Below are 22,080 nucleotides of genomic sequence, written 5' to 3' on the forward strand. Positions count from 1 at the left end.
TCGCTATGTGACTAGTTGTTTTGTCGCTGGGTGGGTTTCCCCTGTGCCGTGGCGACTGGTAATACTTTACGCAGGTTTTTCAGACCATGCAACCCACTCTGAGCACTTTTGAGGCAGATTCAGCCCCAAAAAACACCCTCATACCAACAAAGAGACTAGTCAAAGACGTATTAAAGACATCAAAAGTTTTTTAAAAGTTTTTTTAAAGACCACTCAGAGACTTGATTTTAGGGATTTTTTGTGAGCCACGCCCTTAGTATGGCTCACAGAAGCCTCATCAGCTCCTATACACAAAGTGCTCCCCCACTATCTGCAGGAGAGCACTTATCGGCATTAAAGCTTAGGAAGCTCGACGGCGTGATACCTCATAGAGAGAAATACCGACAGCCATAGAAGCATTCAGAGATTCCATCGCTGAACTAATGGGAATCGAAACAATCTGATCACAGTTCTCAGTCACCAGACGCGACAGCCCCTTACCTTCTGAACCAACAACAATCATGAGCGGTTCAGAAGCTAGCTCAAGGTTGGGCAAATCAATATCGCCACCACCATCTAGCCCAACAACGAAAATGCCAGCGTCCTTAGCCTGCTGGATAACGCGAGTCAGGTTAGTAGCCTTAGCAACCGGGATACGGGCAGCAGCACCAGAAGAAGTCTTCCAAGCAGAAGCAGTCATAGCTGCTGAACGGCGCTCAGGAATAATGACGCCGTTACCCGAGAAAGCTGAAACAGAACGAATAATGGCACCCAAGTTGCGGGGATCAGTAATACCATCCAAAGCAACAAAGAGAGGCGGGGTGTCCATCTGCTTGTCGTACCAGCGGTCCATCGTATCGAGAACCAGGTTGCCAGCGTCCGGATACTTATAGGGAGGAATCTGAAGCGCAACACCCTGGTGAACGGCGTGATCGGTGAGACGATCTAGCTCATTACGGCCAATTTCAAGCATAGGAAGACCCTGCTTGTTGGCCTCGGTCATAATGTCACGGACGCGGTCATCAACCTCAATACGGGACATGACAAAAAGAGTCTTAGCAGGAATCTCAGTCTGAAGTGCCTCAAGTACAGAATTACGACCGGTCACCAGCTCATCAGAGGCGCGCTTACCACCCAAGCGGGGCTGGCGAGAACGCAAAGTACCGGTTGCCTTACGGTTTTCTGTAGCCTTCTTCATCTTGTAGGCCTTGTGGTAGACGCGCTCTTCCGCCTTAGGGGTGTTGCCACGACCTTCAAGGGCCTTACGGCCGTGACCGCCAGTGCCCTTAACAGGGCCCTTCTTCTTACTTGTTGCGCCGGGGCGTGAACCTGCCTTCGCCATGGTTACTGTCCTTTATTAGATGTCTATGAATTATTCTCCAGCTTACCGACCCCACGCCCTATACAGGGCGAGAGATGGAGCACGGTAACCAGAAGAAGGAGGAAGTATTAGAGCGACCAGGTAGACCCTGCCGCACCGTCCTTGACGGTAATGCCAGCAGCAACCAAAGCATCACGAATCTGATCAGCCCGAGCCCAGTCCTTAGCCTCACGGGCTTCAGCACGCTGAGTCAGCATGGCCTGAATCAGAGAATCTAGTGCTGCATGCTCACCAGCTTCATGTGCGGCAGCGCCCTCCTGGCTGAAAGACATAAGCTCCACCAGCCCCAGAACCTTAGCCATGGCATACACCTGCTCAGCGGCATCCTGGGCAGACTCACCAGCAGCTAAAGCGGCGTTACCTGAGCGGACGCCCACATGCAAAGCAGCAAGAGCCTTAGGGATATTGAGGTCATCATCCATCGCCTCAGCAAAAGCCTGAGGAACCTGAGCTCCTTCCCGGTGATACTCCTGAGTCGCAGCCAGGAAAGCCTCAACACGTTCAACAGCAACACGGGCCTCTTCCAACGAGGAAGGAAGATAATCAAGCACAGAACGGTAGTGAGCCTGACCCAAGTAATAGCGCACAACCAAAGGACGCGCCTGCTCCAGCATCTGGGCCGGGGTGATGATATTGCCAATAGACTTAGACATCTTCTCACCCTCATAGTTGACCAGCCCGTTATGCATCCAGAAGTTAGCAAAACCGTAACCAGCTGCCTGAGACTGAGCCATCTCATTCTCATGGTGAGGGAAACGCAAATCAAGGCCACCACCATGAATATCGAAAGTCTCACCCAGATACTTACCGGCCATAGCCGAGCATTCTAAATGCCAACCGGGGCGGCCCTTACCCCAGGGAGACTCCCAAGAAGCAGTGACAGGCTCCCCTTCCTTATATGCCTTCCACAAGGCAAAATCACGCGGGTCGCGCTTGCCTCGGGGGTCAGCGTCCGGAGCATCCTGCATGTCATCAATCTTCTGACGAGTCAAAGCACCATAGTTCTCCCAGGAACGCACATCAAAGTAAACATCCCCACACCCATCAGTAGCCGGATACGCATGACCACGATCAATCAAACGCTGAATAAGAGCAAACATCTCAGGAATATGCCCGGTAGCGCGCGGCTCATAGGTAGGAGGAGCAATATTCAAAGAAGCATAAGCCTGCCCAAAAACCCGCTCAAAACGGTAAGCCAAAGCCCACCACTGCTCAGCCGGGTACTCCCCGCTATAGTCAGCCTCAAAAGACGCAGCCGAATTCACCAGAATCTTATCGTCAATATCGGTAACGTTACGCACCATAGTGACCTTATAACCGCGGTAAGTCAGCCAGCGAGAAAGCTGATCAAAAACCAGCCCCGAGCGCACATGCCCAATATGCGGGGCACCCTGCACAGTGGCACCACAATAATAGATACGGGCCTCCCCAGGATGAACCGGGGTAAAGTCACGGACGCTTGCTGTTGCTGAATCATAAAAACGTAAAGTCACGCCTACCAGTTTACCGCGCGAGACAAAACCGGTGCGAGAAAACTACCCGCACAACTCATCAACAAGGAAAAATGCCCATCACGAGGCAGCTCATGAATCTGCGCCCCCAAACGCAACCCCAAGTTGCGAGCGCGAGCAGGCTTCACCACCCGATCACTGCCACCTATCCACACATGCACAGGGGTTTTAACAGTGGACTCAGAGAAACCCCAATCACCTTGAATCGCGTGCTCATCTTGCACCCCGCCCTCTATATCTATAGAAGATGGGAGAGCATAGTCGTGAGAGACAGCCATACGATAAGCAGCCGTCCGCCCCTGCACCTTCTGCCCCAGGGCCGCAGCAAGAGGCGAGACAGGCGATAAAGGGGCACAGACCGCAGCGGTAGCCCGGTCAAGTAAGCCTTTAGGTATCACAGAAGAGATGAGGCAGGCTAGGTGCACCCGCAAGGGAGTAAGGGACAAGCCGATACGGGTGCTCCACAGGCTGTGGTGGGTGAAAGGGGCAAGCAAGATGAGCTGATCAACTTTGTGCGGGTATAAAGCTGCCAGGCTCATGGCGTACGGACCACCACCGGAAAAACCAATCACGCTAATCTGCCCCAGCCCCAGGTGCTCGAGGAGGGCAGCAGCGTCCTCTTCAGCCCAGGTACTGACCCGGCGGTGAGCTACAGGATCCGACTGACCTAGGCCAGGGCGGTCCGGGGCAATAATACGAATGCCCAGCTCCTTAGCTGCCCCATCAAGAAAGAGAGCCTCATAGCCGCTACCGGGAGTGCCATGACAATACAGTGCAGTCGCCACAGGAGAATTAGTCTGCCCAAATTCATGCCAGGCGATACGGCGGGTGCCCTCATACACAAAGGAATGGGGGCGGGGTTCAAGAGAATCGACGTTCACAGACACTTCTTTACAGGTTAGAGCCAGTTTTCTAGGAGGGACAGCCTTATTCTAGCCCTGTTAGGCATGACTATACTGAACGAGACCAAATATCTTATTCCCCATCATCGCTGACCAGGAGGCTACTGTGCCTTTGACTTCTACCCCGGCCTCACCTCACATCGAGTCACACCCCGTCATCACCAGGCGCCTGCGCTGGACCCGCGAATACATCACCACCTACATCACTGTAGCCCCCTTCTCAGCCCTACTGGTGGGGCTCGCTCTCGGTGGGCTCGTCATTGAACTGCTTTTAGGGCAAGAAAAAGCCGCCGCCCTCACCTTCCAGCCCGGTAATTTTACCGCCACCTGGGAACCGCTCACCGGCATCATCATTAACCACAAGCCAGTAAGCACCCTCTTCTTCCTTGCCATTCTTACACTCACCGGCCCCCTCATTGAAAGAGCTCTAGGAACCTGGCGGTTCATTCTCACCGCCCTCGCTAGCTACCTGTTCCCAGCAGCGGCAATCACCGTTATCTTCTCTGCCGCACAAACCCTCCTTCCCGGTTGGGCTCAAGCACTCACAATCCACTCCGTCTTCGGCCTACCCCTCATGCTGGCAGGTTCCCTGCTAGCAGCAAGCCGCACCTACTCCACCGTCTGGCGCCGCCGCATCCGCACACTTACCTGCACGCTCCTTCTGGGGCTCCTACTTTTCGGTGGTTCCTTGAACGATATCGCCCTCATCGTAGCGGCAGCCACAGGCTGGGCGTGTGGGATTCTCCTAGTTCCAGCTCCCGAACGTGAACACTCCCTCGTCGGCACCCGCTATGAGGCCCGCACCCTAGTAGCTCTCGCTATCACCGCGGTCTCCCTCGGGATTTTCTTCGCCGCCCACTCACCCAACCCCGTAGGTCCGCTCTCAGCAGCCCGCTACGTGGTGGGGCCAGGGGCCCTGACCGACGCCGCCCTCGATGCGCTGTGCGCCGACAAGGCTACAAGCTCCCTCTGCGCCCACCAGGTATATGTAGATCAGACCAAGGGATTTTTAGCCAGCATCCTAGCGCTCTTCCCCCTGATTCTTCAACTTGTTCTCGCCCTAGGCCTAGTGCGGGGGCGCCGTCTAGCAGCCTACGGAACCCTAGCACTTCAAGGTGTTGTCCTCCTCTTTTCTCTCCTCAGTTTGGTAATTTACTCCGGCGTTCTAGGCCACCATTTAGCCCCTTTGAATGCCATCGCAGAACTTGAGGACGCCGGTGCCCGCCTGCTCGTACCCGTACTAGTACCTGCCGCCCTCATAGCCCTAGTGCTAGCTACCCTCCGCTTTTTTCCCCTACCCTCATCACGGCAGGCGGTATGGGCGTCCGCTCGTACCGTAGGGCTAGTAGCCCTCTCAGGGCTGGTGCTGGTGACAGCTCTAGCTGTCCTTTTCCCCCAGGGCTTTGCCCCTCAACCTCACCCGCTAGCTTTTGCCGGGGACTACCTAGTTAAGCTCCTGCCCTCAGCAGCCTGGTATGTGCTCCCGCCCTCCTACGCAGGAACCTTTTGGTTCACGGCCTCTCTGCACTGGCTAACCCCCGCCCTCACCTGGCTTGCCCTCATTATGTGCACCCACCGGGTCATGGTCGCCCCCGCCGGTGACACCTCCCAGAACCGTGACCACTACCTTGAACTGGTTCGTGAACACGGGGCAGGGACCCTGGGATGGATCGGCACCTGGGACAACCGCAGCTACTGGATCTCAGAGAGTGGAGAAGAAGGCTTCGCCTACCTGGAGCACGGGGGCGTTGCTCTTACCGTAGGAGACCCTGCTGCAGCCCCCAATCGGGTTGAGCAGGCCGTGCAAGAATTTGCCCGATTCTGCACCAACCGGGGTCTAGCACCGGCCCTCTATTCGGTGCACTCCCCCACCCAGCAGGTCTCCCAGGCCCTGGGCTGGAGCTCCTGGCAGGTAGCCGAAGAGGCTATCATCGACCTAGCTGAACTCAAGTTCTCAGGTAAAAAATTCCAGTCTATCCGCACCGCCCTCAACCAGGCCGGAAAACAGGGAATCACCACCAAATGGACCAGCTACAACGAACTGCTCCTAGCCGAGTGGGCCCAGATTGTGGAGATTTCTGAAGGCTGGGTCTCAGAAAAGTCCCTACCAGAGATGGGCTTTACCCTCGGTGGCCTTGAGGAGCTCAAAGACCCCGAGACTCGCATCCTCCTTGCTCTTGATGAGAGCGGCTTCATCCACGGTGTCACCTCCTGGATGCCCGTGTACAGAGAAGGGCGCCTCATCGGCCTAACCCTAGACTTCATGCGCCGCCGCGACGCCGAGGGCGTCTTTGCGGCCTCCATGGAATATCTGATTGCCTCAGCAGCCCAGGACGCCAAGGATGAAGGACTTGAGATTCTTTCCCTCTCCGGCGCCCCTCTGGCCCACTCCGTAGCCCCGGCAGTACGCAGCGGCCTTGATCGACTGCTGGACTACCTAGGGGAGCGCATGGAACCCCTCTACGGCTTCCGTTCCCTGCTCACCTTTAAAGCCAAGTTCCGCCCCCGTTTTGAACCCATGTACCTAGTCACCCCCGATTCCGGGGATCTACCAGCTATCGGAATCGCAGTCTCTCACGCCTACCTGCCTGAGATGAAACCAAAAGATGTGCTGGGCATCTTACAAGCTATGGGATCCCAGGAGAAATAAATGTTCGCTGATTTTGCCCGTTCCATTGATTTACGCGCCGACTATTGGGGGCCGCTGACCATCATTCTTGCAAGCCTCCTGGCCCTAGCATTGCTGGGGCGGGCTCTATCAGTAGTGCGCTGGCGCACCCACCTCATCATTCTCTTAGGCCTTACAGCCCTCGTCGCACTGAGCGCCTACCTCACCAACAATGTCTGGCACCCCGTAGCTGACGCTATTGGGGCACCCACCTGGCTCTGGTCAGGCTACGCCCTATGGGTAGTCATCTACGCTGTACTTGCCGCCAGGGCACACTGGCCACAGCGCGGACGTCTGCGCCCAACACTTTCAGTACTTACAGCCGCCCTCGCAGTTGGTCTAGGGTTTGCCCTAACCGGCTTAGGAATCAACGCCTACTACGGGGGCTACCCCACCCTGGCGTCCGCCCTGGGGATTACTGTGCCCACCAGCACCCTGGCTGAAACAGGGGCCTCTACCCCCGTCGCCGTCTACGATACCGGCGGGCAAACCCTAGCTAGCACCTGGACAGCGCCCGCTAATCTAGCCAGTGAGGGAACCATCATCCGGGAGAACATACCAGCCCACGACTCAGCCTTCACCCCGCGCGATGCCTACATCTACCTGCCCCCGGCCTACTTCAGCAACCCCCGCCCGCTACTGCCTGTTGTGGTCCTCATGGCTGGGCAGCCCGGTTCACCCTCTGACTGGTTCAACCTGGGCCAGGTGCATACCATACTCGACTCCTACGCAGCAGACCAGGCCGGGCTGGCACCGGTTGTCGTCGTTGTTGATCAACTGGGCGGTGACTGGACCAACCCCCTCTGTAGCGACACCGCCCACGGCCAGGTAGCTACCTACCTGCAAGAGACTGTCCCCACCTGGCTGACCAGTAATCTACAGGTCGACACTGACCGCTCCCACTGGGCTATCGCAGGACTCTCCAACGGGGGAACTTGCGCCCTGCAAACAGCACTACGCGCCCCCGACACCTACCCGGCCTTCATCAACATGTCCGGGGAGGCTCACCCCTCCCTCGGCAACGAAAAGCTCACCCTCACCCGCGGCTTCGACGGCGACCAAGCCACCTACCAGGCAAATGACCCAGCAACCATGCTGGAACAGGGTACCTACACCCAGCCAGGGCCCAGCGGCATCTTCTCTATCGGCACCGAAGACGACCCCTCCTACACATCAGGTCTAGAAGGGCTCTATACCGCCGCTCAACAGGCCGGGCTCAATGTGCAATGGAAAACCTACCCCGGCAAGCACGAATGGAAAGTCTGGGAGGCGGCCTTCGCTGATGCCCTGCCCTGGCTAGGGCAGCGCACCGGCCTCCAGTAACCCTGAAGCAGCCTAGCTCTGCGGGTAAACCAGGGCCACCGCAACCGCAGCAAGCCCCTCACCACGGCCGGTCAAACCCAGCCCATCGGTGGTTGTAGCGGTCACCGTCACCGGCGCACCGGCAGCCTCAGATAGGACGCGGTTAGCCTCCTGACGGCGAGGAGAAAACTTAGGCTTATTGCCAATCAGCTGCACAGCAATATTGCCGATCTCAAAACCGGCAGCCCGCACGATTGCCGCCGCCTCCGACAAGATACGCACCCCAGAAGCCCCCGCCATATCAGGGCGGTCCACCCCAAAGTTAGACCCCAAATCGCCTGTACCGCTAGCGGAAAAAAGGGCATCAGCAGCAGCATGGGCCACCACATCACCATCTGAGTGACCTGACAGGCCCCGCTGGCCTGGCCAGTGCAGACCAGCCACCCACAGTTCGGTGCCCTCCTCACCAAAAGCGTGAACATCATTGCCGGTACCAATACGGGGAATCATACTTCTCTCTTTTCAGAATAGAGGGCTGTAGCGAGGGTAAGGTCTAGAGGGGTTGTTATCTTAAAGGCTTGGGCCGCCCCTTCGACAGTAGCGACCGGCAGACCCAGGGTTTCTGCCAGCATGGCATCATCAGTGATGCTTTCAGCAACTTCAGGGCTCAAAGAGGCAACATCCCGATGAGCCTGTAACAAGGTAGCAAGATCAAAGCCCTGGGGGGTCTGCACCGCCCGCAACTGGGCACGAGCCGGGGTCCCGCTGACGTACCCGGCAGAATCCACAGTCTTAATGGTATCTACCACAGGCAGGGCAGGAATCACGGCCTTCTCTCCTGCCGCCAAGGCAGCAGCCACCCGGTGGTAGACGCTGGCAGGGGTAAAGCAGCGGGCCGCATCATGCACCAGGACGCCGGTAGGCAGCTGCTGGGAGGCCCCAGATAGGGGCGGTGCGTCCGCAATTGCGGCTAAGGCGCTGGTTACCGACTCGGCGCGAGTAGCGCCCCCGGCCACCGCTAGAGCACCATAGCGGGCACACACGTGCCGCAACTCACGATCTTGGGGTGGTACCGTCACTACCAGCCGCGCAGCCACACCGGAGGACAAGGCCCCTTGTAAAGCCCACTCTAAGAGAGTGCGCCCGGCAACCTGAACCTCGGCCTTGGGCTTGCCCGCTCCCAAACGCGACCCGGAACCAGCCGCCACAATAACAAGAGCGAGCACCGAACCACCCGATGTGGTTGCGGTGCCCGCTGTATCAGAAAAATCTAGAGTGCTCACAGCTAGTGAGCATACCCGAAAGTTTAGACGCCTTCGAGAATCTTATCGAGTTCAACCTCGGCAGCTTCTTCGTCGATGTCCTTAGCCAGAGCGACCTCAGATGACAGAATCTGACGGGCCTTAGCCAGCATACGCTTCTCACCAGCAGACAGGCCACGGTCATTCTCACGGCGCCACAAGTCGCGCACGACCTCAGCAACCTTCAGCACATCACCAGAAGCCAGCTTCTCAACATTAGCCTTGTAACGGCGTGACCAGTTCGCTGCTTCTTCGGTATCGGTTGCCTGGAGTACATCGATGACTTCCTGCAGACCGCGCTCGTCAACAACATCGCGCACGCCCACCATATCGACGTTCTCAGCGGGCACCTCAATCACCAGGTCACCGTTAGCAACCTTGAGTTTCAGGTACATCTTCTCTTCGCCACGAATCTTGCGCATCTTGATTTCTTCAATCGTTGCGGCACCGTGGTGAGGGTAAACGACTGTTTCGCCAACCTCAAAAACCATATGGATAAACCCCTTTCAGCCTACCTATTCTACCATGCGACGAAAGACAGCACCCTTAAAAGTCTCAAGAATAGGCCCGGCGCTCTGAGCGAACCTAGGCACTTCATTTAGGGCCTTTTACCACCTTGATACAGACGTATCGTCGATAAAGCAGATAGAATGTGACCTGAACGAAATAAAAATCCGTACCTCGGCGCGGAGCACACACTTTCTCTGCCCAGCAGCAGATTACGACCCTACACAAGGAGCTAGAGCTGTGAAGAACACCGCTTCTATGACCCTCAAGCGCGTCAGCGCCCTCGCCGCTATTGCTGGTGCAATGCTAGCTACCACCGGTTGCACCTACACCAACCAGCCCGCCACCACCATCGTCTACTCAGCATCAGACGGCCAGATGGTCAACCTCATCGGCGAAAACGGCCAGCAAGATATCCAGTTGCGCAACATCATGGTCATCGCAGCAGATGAAACCTCACAGGGCCGCCTCCTGGGCACCATCTTAAACCAGACTGAAGAAGACGCCACCGTCACTCTGGCCTTCCCCACCGAAACTCTCACCCTTAAGATCCCCGCAGGCCAAGAAGTCCGCCTAGAAGACGATAAGAACCAGCTTCTGCTCGACAAAGCTGGCGTTGCCCCCGGCCTGCTCCTGAAGGACGTCGAAGTATCCTCCACCGTTACCCCGGGCACTGAAACCTTCAACGTGCCGGTACTTGATGGCACCCTGGAAGAATATGCTCCCTACCTGCCTACCACAGCAGCTAGCAACAACCGCTAAAAACTTTCTCCTTCACACCCAAGGGGGCTGGTAGTTCACATCATCGAACTACCAGCCCCCTTTGCTTTACCCGGCGTATAAGAGCGGTTTAAGGCTCAAACTTATAGCCCAGACCACGCACCGTCACCACATAACGCGGGGACGAGGGGTCAGGCTCCACCTTGGAACGCAGACGCTTAATATGCACATCTAAGGTCTTGGTATCACCTACATAGTCAGCACCCCAGACCCGGTCAATGAGCTGAGCGCGCGTCATCACGCGACCAGCGTTACGCAAAAGCATCTCTAGCAGCTCGAACTCCTTGAGAGGCATGGCCACAGTTTCACCAGAAACAGTAACCACGTGGCGTTCAACGTCCATACGCACTGGCCCGCCCTCGATAGCTCCCGCATCATGCTCTTCAGATTCGCCCTGGCGTCGTAGCACTGCGCGGATACGGGCTATGAGCTCACGGGAGGAATAGGGCTTAGTGACGTAGTCATCAGCACCGAGTTCTAGGCCAAGCACCTTATCAATTTCTGAGTCTTTGGCAGTGAGCATGATAATCGGGACCGCGCTGGTAGCACGAATCTGCTTGCAGACCTCGGTGCCCGATTGGCCCGGAAGCATGATGTCGAGCAATACCAAATCTGCTCCGTTACGCTCAAACTCGACGACAGCGTCCAGGCCATTATCAACGACCTGCACCTCAAAGCCCTCACGACCCAGCAAAAAGGCCAGGGGCTCGCTCAGCGCCTCTTCGTCCTCAACCACTAAAATACGGGTCACTTACTTTGTTTCCTTCGCAGTTTGAGCCGACCCTATGGGGCGCGGCGCTGTGTGGGTGTTGTGATCTGTTACCTGGGTGAGAGGCCCGGTCAGTGGGTGCTCTCCCAGCAGGTCTTGTTTGGTCTCTTCGTCAACAAGGGGTAGAGAAATCGTGAAGGTTGAGCCGGAACCAGGCTGGGACCAGAGGGTCACTTCGCCGCCGTGCTGCCCGATAATATGTTTCACAATGCTCAACCCCAGGCCTGTGCCTCCGGTCTGACGTGAACGGGCTGGGTCTACCCGGTAAAAACGCTCAAAGATGCGGTCTTGTTCATCCTCTGGGATGCCGGGGCCCTGGTCTTTCACAGAAATTCTAACAGCGTCACCTTTCACCGCCATGCCGATACCCACCTTCGTGTTCTCAGGTGAATAGCGGATAGCGTTCTCGATGAGATTGCGTAAGGCAGTGCCCAGTAGCTCCGGGTCCCCATGCACCGGGTAGGGTGCCTTACCTCCCACCAGAAGCTCAATATTTTTGCCCTCAGCGGTGAGGCGGTTACGGTCTACTGATTCAGCTACTATCTGCTCAACATCGACCAGGGTGGAGTTCAGTACCATATCAGCTGACTGGAGACGGGAAAGCTCAATGACATCTTGCACCAGAGCTGCAAGCCGCTGGGACTCTTTCTTCAGCTTGCCCGAAAAATAGCGCACTGACTCAGGGTCATCGGCTGAGGACTCAATCGCCTCAGCCATGAGCCCCACCGCACCCACCGGGGTTTTTAGTTCGTGCGAAACATTGGCCACAAAGTCGGTACGCACAGTCTGCGCGCGGACGATTTCGGTGCGGTCATCAGCTAACACCAAAATATATTCATCGCCCAGGGGCGCTACCCGCACATCAAGCACCAGGCGGCTCTGGTCATAAAAACCGCGGGTTAAAATAATCTCTCTCTCAACAATGACGCTCTTAGAACGTACCGCATCAATCATCTCTAAGAGTTCATCGAAGACCACTGTATGCCCGCGCACCAGCCCCAGGGCATAGGCACCGGGGGATGCTTGCACTACCCCATCCACAGCATCTACCACCAGGTAGGCACGGCCAATGACCGCCAGCACCTCAGCGGCGCCGTCGCTAATGGTTGGCTCCTCAACATCAGCCCAGCGAGCGCGCTGACGCTCACTACGTTGCACAGCGAGCATGCTCACCACGCCAATGAGGAGCCCCAACACAGCGGCAGATAAAGCAATCACAGTAGGGTTCACATCTACCAGCTTAGGGCCTGCACCCCGCCCTGAGTCCCTTAAAGCCCTAAATATTTGGGGGTTCAACTAACGTTTACCCAACCATGTGTTTGTGTTCATGTGGCCTTGGCACTCTATAGAGGTAGCCGTAGGCAGGAGTCTGCCCGGCACCCCACACTTCCCCAGATGGAAAGGACGCGCACGTGCGCAAAGTCTTCCAAGCCGAACTACAGCACGTCGGTGAAGAGCTGATTCATATCGCCACCCTAGTCCAGGAAGCCCTTAACCGTGCTTCGGACTCCTTCTTGCAGGCTGACGTGCAAGAAGCTGAAGAAGTCATCAGCAATGATGCCCGCATCGACTTCATGCAAAATGAGCTCGATGAACGCGCCATCGACATCCTAGCCCTGCAGGGCCCGGTAGCCTCTGATTTGCGCATGATTGTAGGTGCCCTGCGCATGAGCTCTTCCCTTGAGCGCATGGGTGACCTTGCCCGTCACGTAGCTCAGGTTGCCCGTATGCGCTACCCTGAGCATGTTCTGCCTGAGTCCATCGTGCCGGTCTTCCGCGAGATTATTGAGTTGGACCAGAAAATTATCGCCAGCGTCATCAGCCTGCTGGAGACCCGCGATCTCTCTCACACCCAGAACATCATCAAGAACAAGATGCGTATCAACGAACTTCACGTTGAGGTCTTTAACCGCATGGCGGCTCCTGACTGGAATCAGAGCGCCCAGGTGACCGTGGACGTCACTCTCACATCCCGCTATTTGGAGCGTTTTGGTGACCATGGCGTCTCGGTAGCTCGTAAGGTCACCTACCTGGTGACCGGTGACTGGAATGCTGTACCTAGCATCTAGTTTTTATTCTTGCCTGCTCTAGGAGTAGGAGCTTGATGCACCTGGTGCTGTACTCCTTGTATGAGGGGTGGGGCACCAGGTTTTTTATGGGGTGTGGACGCCGCTCACAGAGTCTTCTTGCTGCCTGAGTTTGGGTTTATGATAGATAATCGTAAATGAGAATGATTCTCATAAACCTGATAAGGAGCCCCCATGCGCAAGCACCCCTTACTAGCTGCCCTAGCTATAGGAGCAGCCCTCTCCCCCTTCACCTCCGCCCAAGCCATCTCAGGAGGTCAAGAAACCAACTCCGAGTTCATCGTCCAACTCGCTATCCAAAAAGAAGACCAAACCTACGACCGCTGCACCGGTACAGCCCTCAGCCCCACCTGGGTCATCACCGCAGCCCACTGCACCGAAGATGCCGCCACCCCCACCTCCGCCGACATCTACTTCTCCAACGACAAGCTGAACCCCGGCACCCCCATCAGCTCCGCCAACATTATCGAATCCTCCCAGGCTGATATAGCCCTCATCCAGCTCTCCACGCCCCAAGAGCTCAGCAGCTACGCGACCCTAGCCTCAGATCACAGCTTCACTATGAATCAAGAAGGGTACATCTACGGCTACGGGCGAGGAATAGAGGGCGAAACTATGCCCTGGCTCCGCACAGCAACAGTCAAACAATCTTTCCAAAGCCGAGATGCCTATTGGAACGAGGTCTACCGACTTGAAGGTATTGACGGGACCTCCAACCATGGCGACTCCGGTGGGCCCTTTATGGTCGATAACAAGCTCGTTGGCATTAACGTCATGGGCTCTCACGTAGCTAACGACTACTGGATCGGTGAAGTTTCTGGCGCCCTGGAACTGCGCCCCTTCGTTTCCTGGATAGAAAAAACCGCAGGCATCCAGGCACAACCCATGACCGGTGTAGCTAGCCCTGAACCTGAAACAAGCCCTGAACCTGAAACAAGCCCAGCACCAGAGGCCAGCCCAGCACCAGAGGCCAGCCCAGCACCAAGTAACCTGCCCACCCTTACTCCTGAACCTGATGCCCCCCAGGAACCGGTAGATGCCCCAGCACCTACAGAAACCCCAGTACCTACAGAAGCCCCAGAACCTGCACCCAGTGCAGAGCCCACCCCCAGCACAGCACCTGCGCTCCCAGCCCCCAACCAGCCTGAAGCCAGCTCTGAACCGAGCGCCTCGGCAGAACCCACCAGCTCACCCAAGCCCAGCGAAACCACCCCTGTAGCAAGCCCCAGCGCGCAGCCGTCCGCGCAGGGCAATGGAAACCCCGCAGAGCCCAAGGTAGAACCCAGCGCAGAATCTAACGCACATCAGACCGGCACCGCGCCCCTAGCGCATAAGGGAGCCCAAGAAGCTCACCAGAAGCAGGAACCTGCCAGCTTGGCCCGCACCGGTGCGCCCCTGCTGGTTCTGACCGCCTTAGCCGCCGCTATCGCACTAGCTGGAGTCGCCCTCACTCGGCGCAACCCCACCAGCCAGAAGTAAAACACATACCGGGCGCTAGCACCTCTAGAGGTGCTAGCGCCCGGTATCTACTGCGATAAAGCTTAAATGACAGGAAAGAAGCTACTTCTTACCCTGGTTAGCAACAGCCTTAATAGCGTCCTTGGCGGCATCGGGGTCCAGGTACTCGCCGGCACCCAGGGGCTTAAAGTTTTCATCCAGCTCGTAGTAGAGGGGGATGCCGGTAGGGATGTTCAACCCGGCAATATCCTCATCTGAGATACCTTCAAGGTTCTTCACCACAGCGCGCAGGGAGTTACCGTGAGCTGCCACCAGAACGGTCTTACCGGCCTTCAAATCTTCCTTAATCTCTGATTCCCAGTAAGGCAGCATACGCTCAAGAACATCTTTGAGGCACTCGGTGCGCGGAGCGTTCTCAATATCTGCGTAGCGGGGGTCATTGGCCTGGGAGAACTCGTCGTTATCATCCAGTGCCGGCGGGGGAACATCGTAGGAACGGCGCCAGGTCATGAACTGCTCTTCGCCGTAGGTTTCCAGGGTCTGAGTCTTATCTTTGCCCTGGAGCGCACCGTAATGGCGCTCATTCAGGCGCCAGGTGCGCTTAACGGGAATCCAGTGGCGGTCAGCCGCATCAAGAGCCAGGTTAGCGGTGTTAATGGCGCGACGCTGTAAGGAGGTGTGCACAACATCGGGGAGGATGCCGCGCTCCTTGAGTAGTTCACCACCACGGGTAGCTTCGGCGCGGCCCTTCTCGGTCAGGGCAACATCGACCCAACCGGTGAAGAGGTTCTTCTCGTTCCATTCTGATTGCCCGTGACGGAGCAGTACCAATTTATAAGTCATAGCCCCCATTATCCCACTTCGCTACGCCAAACCCTAGAAAAACCCACACATATTCATAATATGACCGGCAAAATACGGAATAATTATGATTATGTGTGGGTTTTTCAGGCAGAACGCAAGTTGCTGTTAGCGGCGACGCACCGCCACAGCAGGGCGGACGTCCGCCAGGAATACGCCCACCGCCGTAGCAGCAATGAGCTGCAGAAAAATAGAGCCCCCACCAAAAGTCCAGGTCTGCCAGAGCGTCACAACAGAGAAGGCTGCTGCCGCACCGGTCACCCCCACCCAGAAGCCCTTAGTGCGCCTAAAAGCGCTCTGATAGGCGTGACTTGAGGCGCGGGCCGCCTCAATCAAGGCAAAGACCGCCAGGGCGGCAACTACCAGGGCCAGGGCAAGGCCCACATAGTGGGTAACCAGAATAATGAGGGCAATGGGTGTCATGGCGTCCGTTCGCTACTTGAGGTTTTCTAGGGCCGCGGCCAGATCGTTGTAGAGATCATCAACGTTCTCGATACCTACCGACATACGCAGCAGCGACTCAGGAATTGAGTGCGGCTCTGAACCGTGACGGCGGCGGCGTTCAATCAGAGATTCTACGCCACCGAGGCTGGTTGCAGGCGTCCAAATGTTCAGGGCCTGAACCACGCGGTCAGTTTCTTCGGCAGTGGCATCTAGGGTGATGGAAAGAATTGAGCCGAAGGTACGCATCTGTGCGGACGCCCGCTCAAAGCCGGGATCAGTCGGCAGGCCAGGGTAGCGCACAGCCTTGACAGCAGGGTGAGCTTGCAGACGCTCAGCTAGCTCTAAGGCGTTAGCGGCTGCACGTTCCAAACGCACACCCAAAGTACGGATACCGCGCAGACCCAGCCAAGCTTCAAAAGGCCCAGCAATGGCGCCATTGGTGGTGCGGTGGGCGACCATAGCATCACGCAGTACGGGGTTAGAGGTAACGGTAAGACCCAATATCACATCGGAGTGTCCGGCGATGGACTTAGTAGCAGAGTGGACGACGACGTCCGCACCCAGCGCTAGCGGGTTCTGCCCCAGCGGGGTGGCGAAGGTGTTATCAACCGCAGAAACAATGCCCAGGCGCTGAGCAGCATCGAGGATAGCGGGCAGATCCGCGACCTCCATCATGGGGTTGGTGGGTGACTCTACCCACAGCAGCACCTTAGGGGCTGCATAGTTGATGTTCTCAGGGGTGACGCCAGCGGTGGCGGCAGCCTTTTCCATTTCAGCGATAACGGACTCAGTGTTCTCAATATCAAGACGCACCAGAGTGGCAATACCGCGAGCTTCAAGACGCTTAGCCATAGAAACTGAAGCCATGTAGGTGTGCTCAGGCTGCAAAATAATGGAGCCAACAGGCACTAGATCCTGCACAGCAGCAACAGCGGCCATACCGGATGCAAAGACCAAACCAGGTAGTTCTGCCCCCTCAAGATCAGCTACAACCTCTTCAATGCCATCCCAGCTCTGGTTAGTGAAACGAGCATAGGTGTTAACATCTGAGGGGCCTGTCTGCCGGAAGGTAGAAGACATGGCAATGGGCGGGTTCACAGGAGCCAGATCATCATGGGCGGGGCGGCCACCAGCGACCAGGCGGGTTTCGGGAGCAAGATTCTGTTCAGTCATAAATTCAACGATACGCACTGAGCAGGGAGGGCGCTACCAGCTGTTCATCAATGGTCATACAAGGGGCAGTGTGGCTGTATTAACTAGGTAGCGCGCGGAAGCGAATTAGCGGCTACTGTCGATAACAAGATGAAAACGTTCTGCCAGAACTACACCCATTCCAGCAGCAACAAGAGTCAAAATAACCTGATACAGTTGCGGGTCATTATTAACCAACCAAGCCCAGGGAGCAAGCCCTCCCCCTGAGCGGCGGGCAAAAATTGTACTCAGCACAAGAAGAATGGAGGGAATTAAACTGACGTAGGCACCGAGGCAGCGATAGAGCACCGAGACGACACCCAACAGTCCCAGTAGCTTCATAAGTACAAGCCAGACAGTAGAATCTCCCAGGCAGGCTATGCCAAAAGTAAAACACGTAAAAAGACCGAGACCGGTTGCTAGAAAATAGGAATACATCTGGATACTACGCGGAGCCACTCTTTCCCACAATTGAGCGCCTGGGTAAGCTGCAAGAGCAATTGCAGTAACGGAGCAAACAATCAGTACAGCATCAACAGGCACAGACCGCGCCAGGGTAGGGATAAAATCAGGCAGGGGGAGATAAAGTGAAGTCCCCTTCCAGAGGGCAAGCAAACCCGAACTCAGCAAAAGCACCAAAGTGGGTCGCATGAGATTACGTGACTTGAGAAAATAGCGCACTTAAACTCCTGGAGGAAGAGAACAGCCACTCAGAGTTGTGTAGAGCTCTCGAATCGCTTGTTCTCGCGTAGAGTCTACATCTGCAGAGTCTGCCAGATAGTCGGTGAGCTGATTCATAAGCAGGTCGGTAGAAGCACTATAGGCGCTGAAAGCTTGCATATCATTTTGAGTCAAAAAGACATCGAAGCACTGCTCTAACGGGGCAGTATAAATCGAGGCCACCATGCGATGAGCTTCTTCTCCTGTCATCGTCGGAGGGTAAGCAATATAGGCTGTTCCTTCATGCAGGGCAGGGAGATTTTCACCCCTGTAAATCAGGGCTTGTTCTACAGGGGGTAGCCCTATATTCTGCATTTTCTTGAAGTCAAACGATATCTGCTCCCGCAGGTCATTCCTCGCCAAAGATACTTCTCCCACACAGACCTGCGGTGCGCTACCTGCACAAACAAGATCCTGGTCAGCAAGATAAGAGGTTGCAACTGGGCCCAAGTGACCTGCCACAAGATATCCTGCGCCACCACCCAGGGTTAAGCAAAGTGTAGCAACTCCTATTTTGACCAGCTTATGGCCACCCCGCCATGTAGCTAGGCCAAGAAGACCACAGCCCACTATCACAGAAAAGATAAGAAGAGCCGCAGGGGCGGCAGGATCTATACGTTCTACCGGCGAGCAGCACATAACCATAGCGGGACCAGCCAGATACCGTATAAAGGTGATAGGTAGCGTCCAAGTAAAGGCTAGCCATAAGTAGCTCGTCAGCAGGGCAAGGGGGTAGGCAAGAAAAGGACATAAGAATCTACCACACCAGTAACCGAGGGCGGTATGAACCATCAAGGCTGAAATTTGAGCTACAAGAATCAGTGCAAACCGAGAATTGGGCAAAGCTTCTGATAACGCAAGCAATCCAATCGCTCCAGCTATCTGTACCGCTGCTCCGCCGAGAAAGGCAGGAAAAATCCATAACCCTATTATTTGCCAGCTCGGTCTTGCCGCTGCAGTGTGCATTAACCTAGTACGGCAAAGTTGCACCCCTGCCCAGCAAGAAGCGAGAGAAGCCAAACCTGCCGAAAATATAAGTAAAAGCGAAGCCTGACCGGCAGCAGATTCAGCATTGCCTACGATGGTTGCTGAGTTGCTGTATACCAGGATGTAAAGAAGGTTCAGGATTAGGGCGGCAGGAAGCAACTTGAAGGCTAGATGATGTGTGAATACGTCTAGATATACAGGCCGCATGGTCTATTGCTCCATGAAGTGGTCAAAGGCTGCTAGGGCTTGCTGTTGTGATGTTCCACTGAAGGGGGCGAGGAAGTCACAGGTATGCCCAGAAAACGTCAGGTGCCCCTGGTTCAAAGCAAGAACATACTGATAAATCTCATCGAGCTGGTAAAGATCGTGAGTGGCGACAAGTACAACCCGCTCTTGCCCGACAGTTTGAATCAGTTGGTTAATGACGTTCTTATGTGAGGGATCAAGACCCGCGGTAGGTTCGTCCAGGAGCAAAGTTCTAGCACCTGTCGCAAGAGCACCTGCGATAGCCAGACGTTGTGTTTCGCCACCTGAGAGTTCCGTGGCTTTACGCTCTGCTAGCTCCTGGAGGGAAGTTGCTTCTATAGCCTCTTGGGTAAGACGGTTCGCCGTTGAACTTGAGTTTGAAGCTAACCAACTGACATATTGAATGTGTTGCTCTACGCTGAGTCCGGGAATCGGCTTGTAATGTTGAGGTACCAAACCTATATGTTTTCGATACTGCTTAACCTGCTGACGGCTATCGAGTCGATGAGACTCTACCTGTAGACCTATTGTGCCTTGGGTAGGCTTGAGCGCTGTTGCAAGGAGCGAAAAGAGCGTACTTTTTCCTACCCCATTATGGCCAAGCAGGGCTGTAGCGCCGGGTGCCAGACTAAAGCTGAGGTTATAAAGCACCCGGCGCCGTTGCCGTATATAACTAAGATTTTCTACAAAAATCATAGAACCTTCTAGTAGGTCTGCTTCACATAAGAAACATCGAGGTAGTGATTACTAACATACTGATTATTCAACCGTTCAACCTTGAAATAATATTCATTAGGCCTCGTCATACGGCCAAAATCGTATGTTCCACACTTCTGATTAATCCCCCCAGATCTATAATCTGGGAATAGCCCCATTTTATCCCAAAGGCCTAAGTCGATAGAACTGAGATTCACCCTCACCTTCAAACAGAAGTAGCTCCTACAAAGACAGCCGGGCTAAGAGCAACAATAGAAAAGCTGTGCCAAGAGATTTTTATAGAGAAATCTATATACGTAAATATTTTCAACGTACCGCTGATACCGGATACGGAGACTTCGAATACATAAGAACCGTGCGGCAGCTAGCCAGGACCAAACTCACAAGCTTGATAGGCTTATACCCGTGACCCACGCACTTTCTTACACCCCAGAAGCCGACCCTGGCGTCCGCGCACCCTTAGCAGAGGCAGACAAGACCCAGCGCCCCTACCCCGGCACCTTCATCGCCTTTGAAGGCGGGGACGGCTCAGGCAAAACCACCCAAATCGCCCTCCTGGCCGAGGCCCTAACCGAACGTGGCTACTCGGTGTTGGTCACCCGCGAACCCGGCGGCACCGAGATCGGCGAAAAACTCCGCGCCCTCGTACTAGAACAGGGCAACGGAGAGATAGACCCACACACCGAAGCCCTCATCTTTGCAGCCTCCCGCGCCGCCCACGCCCACCAAAAAATACGGCCCGCCCTCCAAGCAGGGCAGATAGTGCTCTGCGACCGCTACATCGACTCATCAGCCGCCTACCAAGGAGCTGGGCGAGGCCTAGGCATTGAAAACGTCGTAAACCTCAGCCGCTGGGCTACCTGCAACCTGCTACCTGACACCACCATTCTGCTCGACGTGCCCCTGGCCGAAGGACGCTCCCGCACAGGTGCCCGAGGCACAGCCGACCGCATGGAATCAGCAGACGACACCTTCCACCGCACCTTGCAAGCCACCTTCCTACAGCTAGCCCAAGAAGCCCCCCAACGGTACACCCTCATCAACGGTGCCCGCCCCATCAACGAGGTACACCAGGACGTACTAGCAACAGCCCTAGAGAGCATCTCATGAGCGTCTTTGACACCCTCACCGGCCAGCTCGAGGTGCGCGCCCAGCTCACCCGCGCCGCCGCCGAAGAAAAACCCACCCACGCCTGGCTCTTCACCGGCCCACCGGGGGCAGGCAAAACCCAAGCAGCCCTAGCCTTCGCCGCAGCCCTACTCTGCGACCAGCCAGACCCAGCAGCCCGCGGCTGCGGGAACTGCCGCTCCTGCCAGACAGTGCTCAGCGGCTCCCACGCTGATTTTCTACACTTCACCACCGAAAAAACCACCATCACCATCGAAGAAGCCCGCGACTTCGTGGTCAAAGCCCAAGACCGCCCCTCTGTTGGGCGCTGGCGCGTCATGCTCATTGAGGACGCTGACCGCATGCCAGAACGAACCTCCAATGTGCTCCTCAAAGCCATTGAAGAACCCCCGCCCTACACCATCTGGCTACTGACCGCCCCCTCACCTGCCGACGTCCTGGTCACTATCCGCTCCCGCTGCCGCCCGGTTAAGCTCCGCCTACCCTCAGTTACGGACGTCGCCGCCCGGCTACTAGCGGAGGCACAAGCCACCGGCACCCACCTAGAGCCCCAGCAGGCAGAGTTCGTCGCCCGCCTAGCCCAGGGCAACCTGGAGGTAGCCCATAAGCTAGCTACCGATGCTCAAGCTCGCAAACGCCGCAGCACCGTGGTACAAATGCCCATTACCCTGCGCTCTATCGCCGCAGCGATGGAAGCAGCCGACGGTCTCATCACCATTGCTGAGGCAGAAGCTGAAGCTGACGCAGAGGCCCGCAACGAGGCAGAACGCGCCACCCTGCTCACAGCCCTAGGGTATGAGGATGGCGAGAAGCTCTCCCCCACCCACCGGGCACAGATACGCCAGCTCGAGGAGGACCAGAAGCGCCGGGCCAAGCGTATTCAGACCGACACCCTGGACCGGTTCTTAGCGGATATCCAAACCATCTTCCGTGATGTGCTGACCGTGCAGCTCTCTACCGGGGCAGACATCATCAACGCACACCTAGCAGACGATATTTATGCCTATGCTGAGCGCACCAGACCAGAAGGCACCCTAGCGCGCCTTGATACGGTGGCAACTACCCGGCGCCGTATGCGCACCAACGCCGGTGCCCGTCTGGCCTTTGAAGCCATGATGACCAGTTTCGTGGCCTAAGATTC

The 22,080-nt window shown here is 56.2% G+C and carries 21 protein-coding genes; 7 read left to right on the plus strand and 14 right to left on the minus strand.

Annotated elements, in window-relative coordinates:
- Window positions 1-340 precede the first annotated feature (340 nt).
- The 3 genes from rlmB to ACEE09_RS03735 form a co-directional block, all read right to left on the minus strand.
- Entirely contained in the window at window positions 341-1,321 is a 981-nt protein-coding gene (gene rlmB, locus ACEE09_RS03725; RefSeq protein ID WP_449082192.1) for a 23S rRNA (guanosine(2251)-2'-O)-methyltransferase RlmB, read from the minus strand.
- Window positions 1,322-1,428: 107 nt separating this feature from the next.
- Entirely contained in the window at window positions 1,429-2,853 is a 1,425-nt protein-coding gene (cysS, locus tag ACEE09_RS03730; protein WP_449082194.1) for a cysteine--tRNA ligase, read from the minus strand.
- A 2-nt stretch (window positions 2,854-2,855) separates the two neighbouring features.
- A complete protein-coding gene (locus ACEE09_RS03735) occupies window positions 2,856-3,752 on the minus strand; it encodes an alpha/beta fold hydrolase (RefSeq protein ID WP_449082195.1) in 897 nt (298 codons plus the stop codon).
- Between the two features lie 127 nt (window positions 3,753-3,879).
- Here ACEE09_RS03735 and ACEE09_RS03740 point away from each other — a divergent pair, with 127 nt between their 5' ends.
- Both ACEE09_RS03740 and ACEE09_RS03745 read left to right on the plus strand, forming a co-directional pair.
- Window positions 3,880-6,423, plus strand: a complete 2,544-nt coding sequence (locus ACEE09_RS03740; RefSeq protein ID WP_449082197.1) for a bifunctional lysylphosphatidylglycerol flippase/synthetase MprF — start codon at window positions 3,880-3,882, stop codon at window positions 6,421-6,423.
- On the plus strand, window positions 6,424-7,764 hold the full coding sequence (locus tag ACEE09_RS03745; RefSeq protein WP_449082199.1) for an alpha/beta hydrolase: 1,341 nt from the start codon (window positions 6,424-6,426) through the stop codon (window positions 7,762-7,764). It begins immediately after the preceding gene.
- A gap of 12 nt (window positions 7,765-7,776) precedes the next feature.
- On the opposite strand, the gene ispF is transcribed toward ACEE09_RS03745, so the two are convergent.
- From ispF to ACEE09_RS03760, 3 genes are read right to left on the minus strand one after another with little or no spacing between them, the layout of a single operon-like run.
- Window positions 7,777-8,253 carry a 2-C-methyl-D-erythritol 2,4-cyclodiphosphate synthase gene (ispF, locus tag ACEE09_RS03750; protein WP_449082201.1) on the minus strand — a complete coding sequence of 159 codons (477 nt, stop codon included), beginning with the start codon at window positions 8,251-8,253 and terminating at the stop codon, window positions 7,777-7,779.
- Window positions 8,250-9,026: a 2-C-methyl-D-erythritol 4-phosphate cytidylyltransferase gene (ispD, locus tag ACEE09_RS03755; RefSeq protein WP_449082203.1), complete on the minus strand. Its 777-nt coding sequence runs from the start codon at window positions 9,024-9,026 to the stop codon at window positions 8,250-8,252. The genes ispF and ispD overlap by 4 nt, the downstream gene beginning before the upstream one ends.
- A 23-nt stretch (window positions 9,027-9,049) precedes the next feature.
- On the minus strand, window positions 9,050-9,535 hold the full coding sequence (locus ACEE09_RS03760; RefSeq protein ID WP_185173529.1) for a CarD family transcriptional regulator: 486 nt from the start codon (window positions 9,533-9,535) through the stop codon (window positions 9,050-9,052).
- 256 nt (window positions 9,536-9,791) lie between these two features.
- Between ACEE09_RS03760 and ACEE09_RS03765 the strand changes: the two genes are divergently transcribed.
- Complete coding sequence (locus ACEE09_RS03765; protein WP_449082205.1) at window positions 9,792-10,313, plus strand: hypothetical protein; 522 nt, start codon at window positions 9,792-9,794, stop codon at window positions 10,311-10,313.
- A gap of 88 nt (window positions 10,314-10,401) precedes the next feature.
- Here the strand turns inward: ACEE09_RS03765 and ACEE09_RS03770 are convergent, their stop codons facing one another.
- Window positions 10,402-11,082 carry a winged helix-turn-helix domain-containing protein gene (locus ACEE09_RS03770; protein WP_449082207.1) on the minus strand — a complete coding sequence of 227 codons (681 nt, stop codon included), beginning with the start codon at window positions 11,080-11,082 and terminating at the stop codon, window positions 10,402-10,404.
- On the minus strand, window positions 11,083-12,330 hold the full coding sequence (locus tag ACEE09_RS03775; RefSeq protein ID WP_449082209.1) for a sensor histidine kinase: 1,248 nt from the start codon (window positions 12,328-12,330) through the stop codon (window positions 11,083-11,085).
- A 182-nt stretch (window positions 12,331-12,512) separates the two neighbouring features.
- On the opposite strand from ACEE09_RS03775, the gene phoU reads away from it, so the two are divergent.
- Together phoU and ACEE09_RS03785 are read left to right on the plus strand one after the other, a co-directional pair.
- Window positions 12,513-13,169: a phosphate signaling complex protein PhoU gene (gene phoU / locus ACEE09_RS03780; RefSeq protein WP_449082210.1), complete on the plus strand. Its 657-nt coding sequence runs from the start codon at window positions 12,513-12,515 to the stop codon at window positions 13,167-13,169.
- A 192-nt stretch (window positions 13,170-13,361) separates the two neighbouring features.
- Entirely contained in the window at window positions 13,362-14,666 is a 1,305-nt protein-coding gene (locus ACEE09_RS03785; protein WP_449082212.1) for a trypsin-like serine protease, read from the plus strand.
- An 81-nt stretch (window positions 14,667-14,747) separates the two neighbouring features.
- Here ACEE09_RS03785 and ACEE09_RS03790 read toward each other — a convergent pair whose 3' ends face one another.
- The 6 genes from ACEE09_RS03790 to ACEE09_RS03815 all read right to left on the minus strand — a co-directional run bounded on the left by ACEE09_RS03790 (window position 14,748) and on the right by ACEE09_RS03815 (window position 19,790).
- A complete protein-coding gene (locus ACEE09_RS03790) occupies window positions 14,748-15,488 on the minus strand; it encodes a phosphoglyceromutase (protein WP_449082214.1) in 741 nt (246 codons plus the stop codon).
- Window positions 15,489-15,614: 126 nt separating this feature from the next.
- Entirely contained in the window at window positions 15,615-15,929 is a 315-nt protein-coding gene (locus ACEE09_RS03795) for a DUF2516 family protein (RefSeq protein WP_449082216.1), read from the minus strand.
- 12 nt (window positions 15,930-15,941) lie between these two features.
- Complete coding sequence (locus tag ACEE09_RS03800) at window positions 15,942-17,123, minus strand: trans-sulfuration enzyme family protein (RefSeq protein WP_449082217.1); 1,182 nt, start codon at window positions 17,121-17,123, stop codon at window positions 15,942-15,944.
- A 105-nt stretch (window positions 17,124-17,228) separates the two neighbouring features.
- Window positions 17,229-17,822, minus strand: a complete 594-nt coding sequence (locus ACEE09_RS03805) for a hypothetical protein (protein ID WP_449082219.1) — start codon at window positions 17,820-17,822, stop codon at window positions 17,229-17,231.
- Entirely contained in the window at window positions 17,823-18,827 is a 1,005-nt protein-coding gene (locus tag ACEE09_RS03810) for a hypothetical protein (protein ID WP_449082221.1), read from the minus strand.
- A 231-nt stretch (window positions 18,828-19,058) separates the two neighbouring features.
- Window positions 19,059-19,790, minus strand: coding sequence for an ATP-binding cassette domain-containing protein (locus ACEE09_RS03815; protein WP_449082223.1), 732 nt, complete (start codon window positions 19,788-19,790; stop codon window positions 19,059-19,061).
- 426 nt (window positions 19,791-20,216) lie between these two features.
- Between ACEE09_RS03815 and tmk the strand changes: the two genes are divergently transcribed.
- Both tmk and ACEE09_RS03825 read left to right on the plus strand, forming a co-directional pair.
- Window positions 20,217-20,921, plus strand: coding sequence for a dTMP kinase (gene tmk / locus ACEE09_RS03820; protein WP_449082225.1), 705 nt, complete (start codon window positions 20,217-20,219; stop codon window positions 20,919-20,921).
- The gene (locus ACEE09_RS03825; protein ID WP_449082227.1) at window positions 20,918-22,075 is read left to right on the plus strand and encodes a DNA polymerase III subunit delta'; all 1,158 of its coding nucleotides are present in this window, start codon (window positions 20,918-20,920) and stop codon (window positions 22,073-22,075) included. Before tmk ends, ACEE09_RS03825 begins: the two co-directional genes overlap by 4 nt.
- The last annotated feature ends 5 nt before the right edge of the window (window positions 22,076-22,080 follow it).

Source organism: Rothia sp. 88186D007BW, assembly GCF_053544215.1.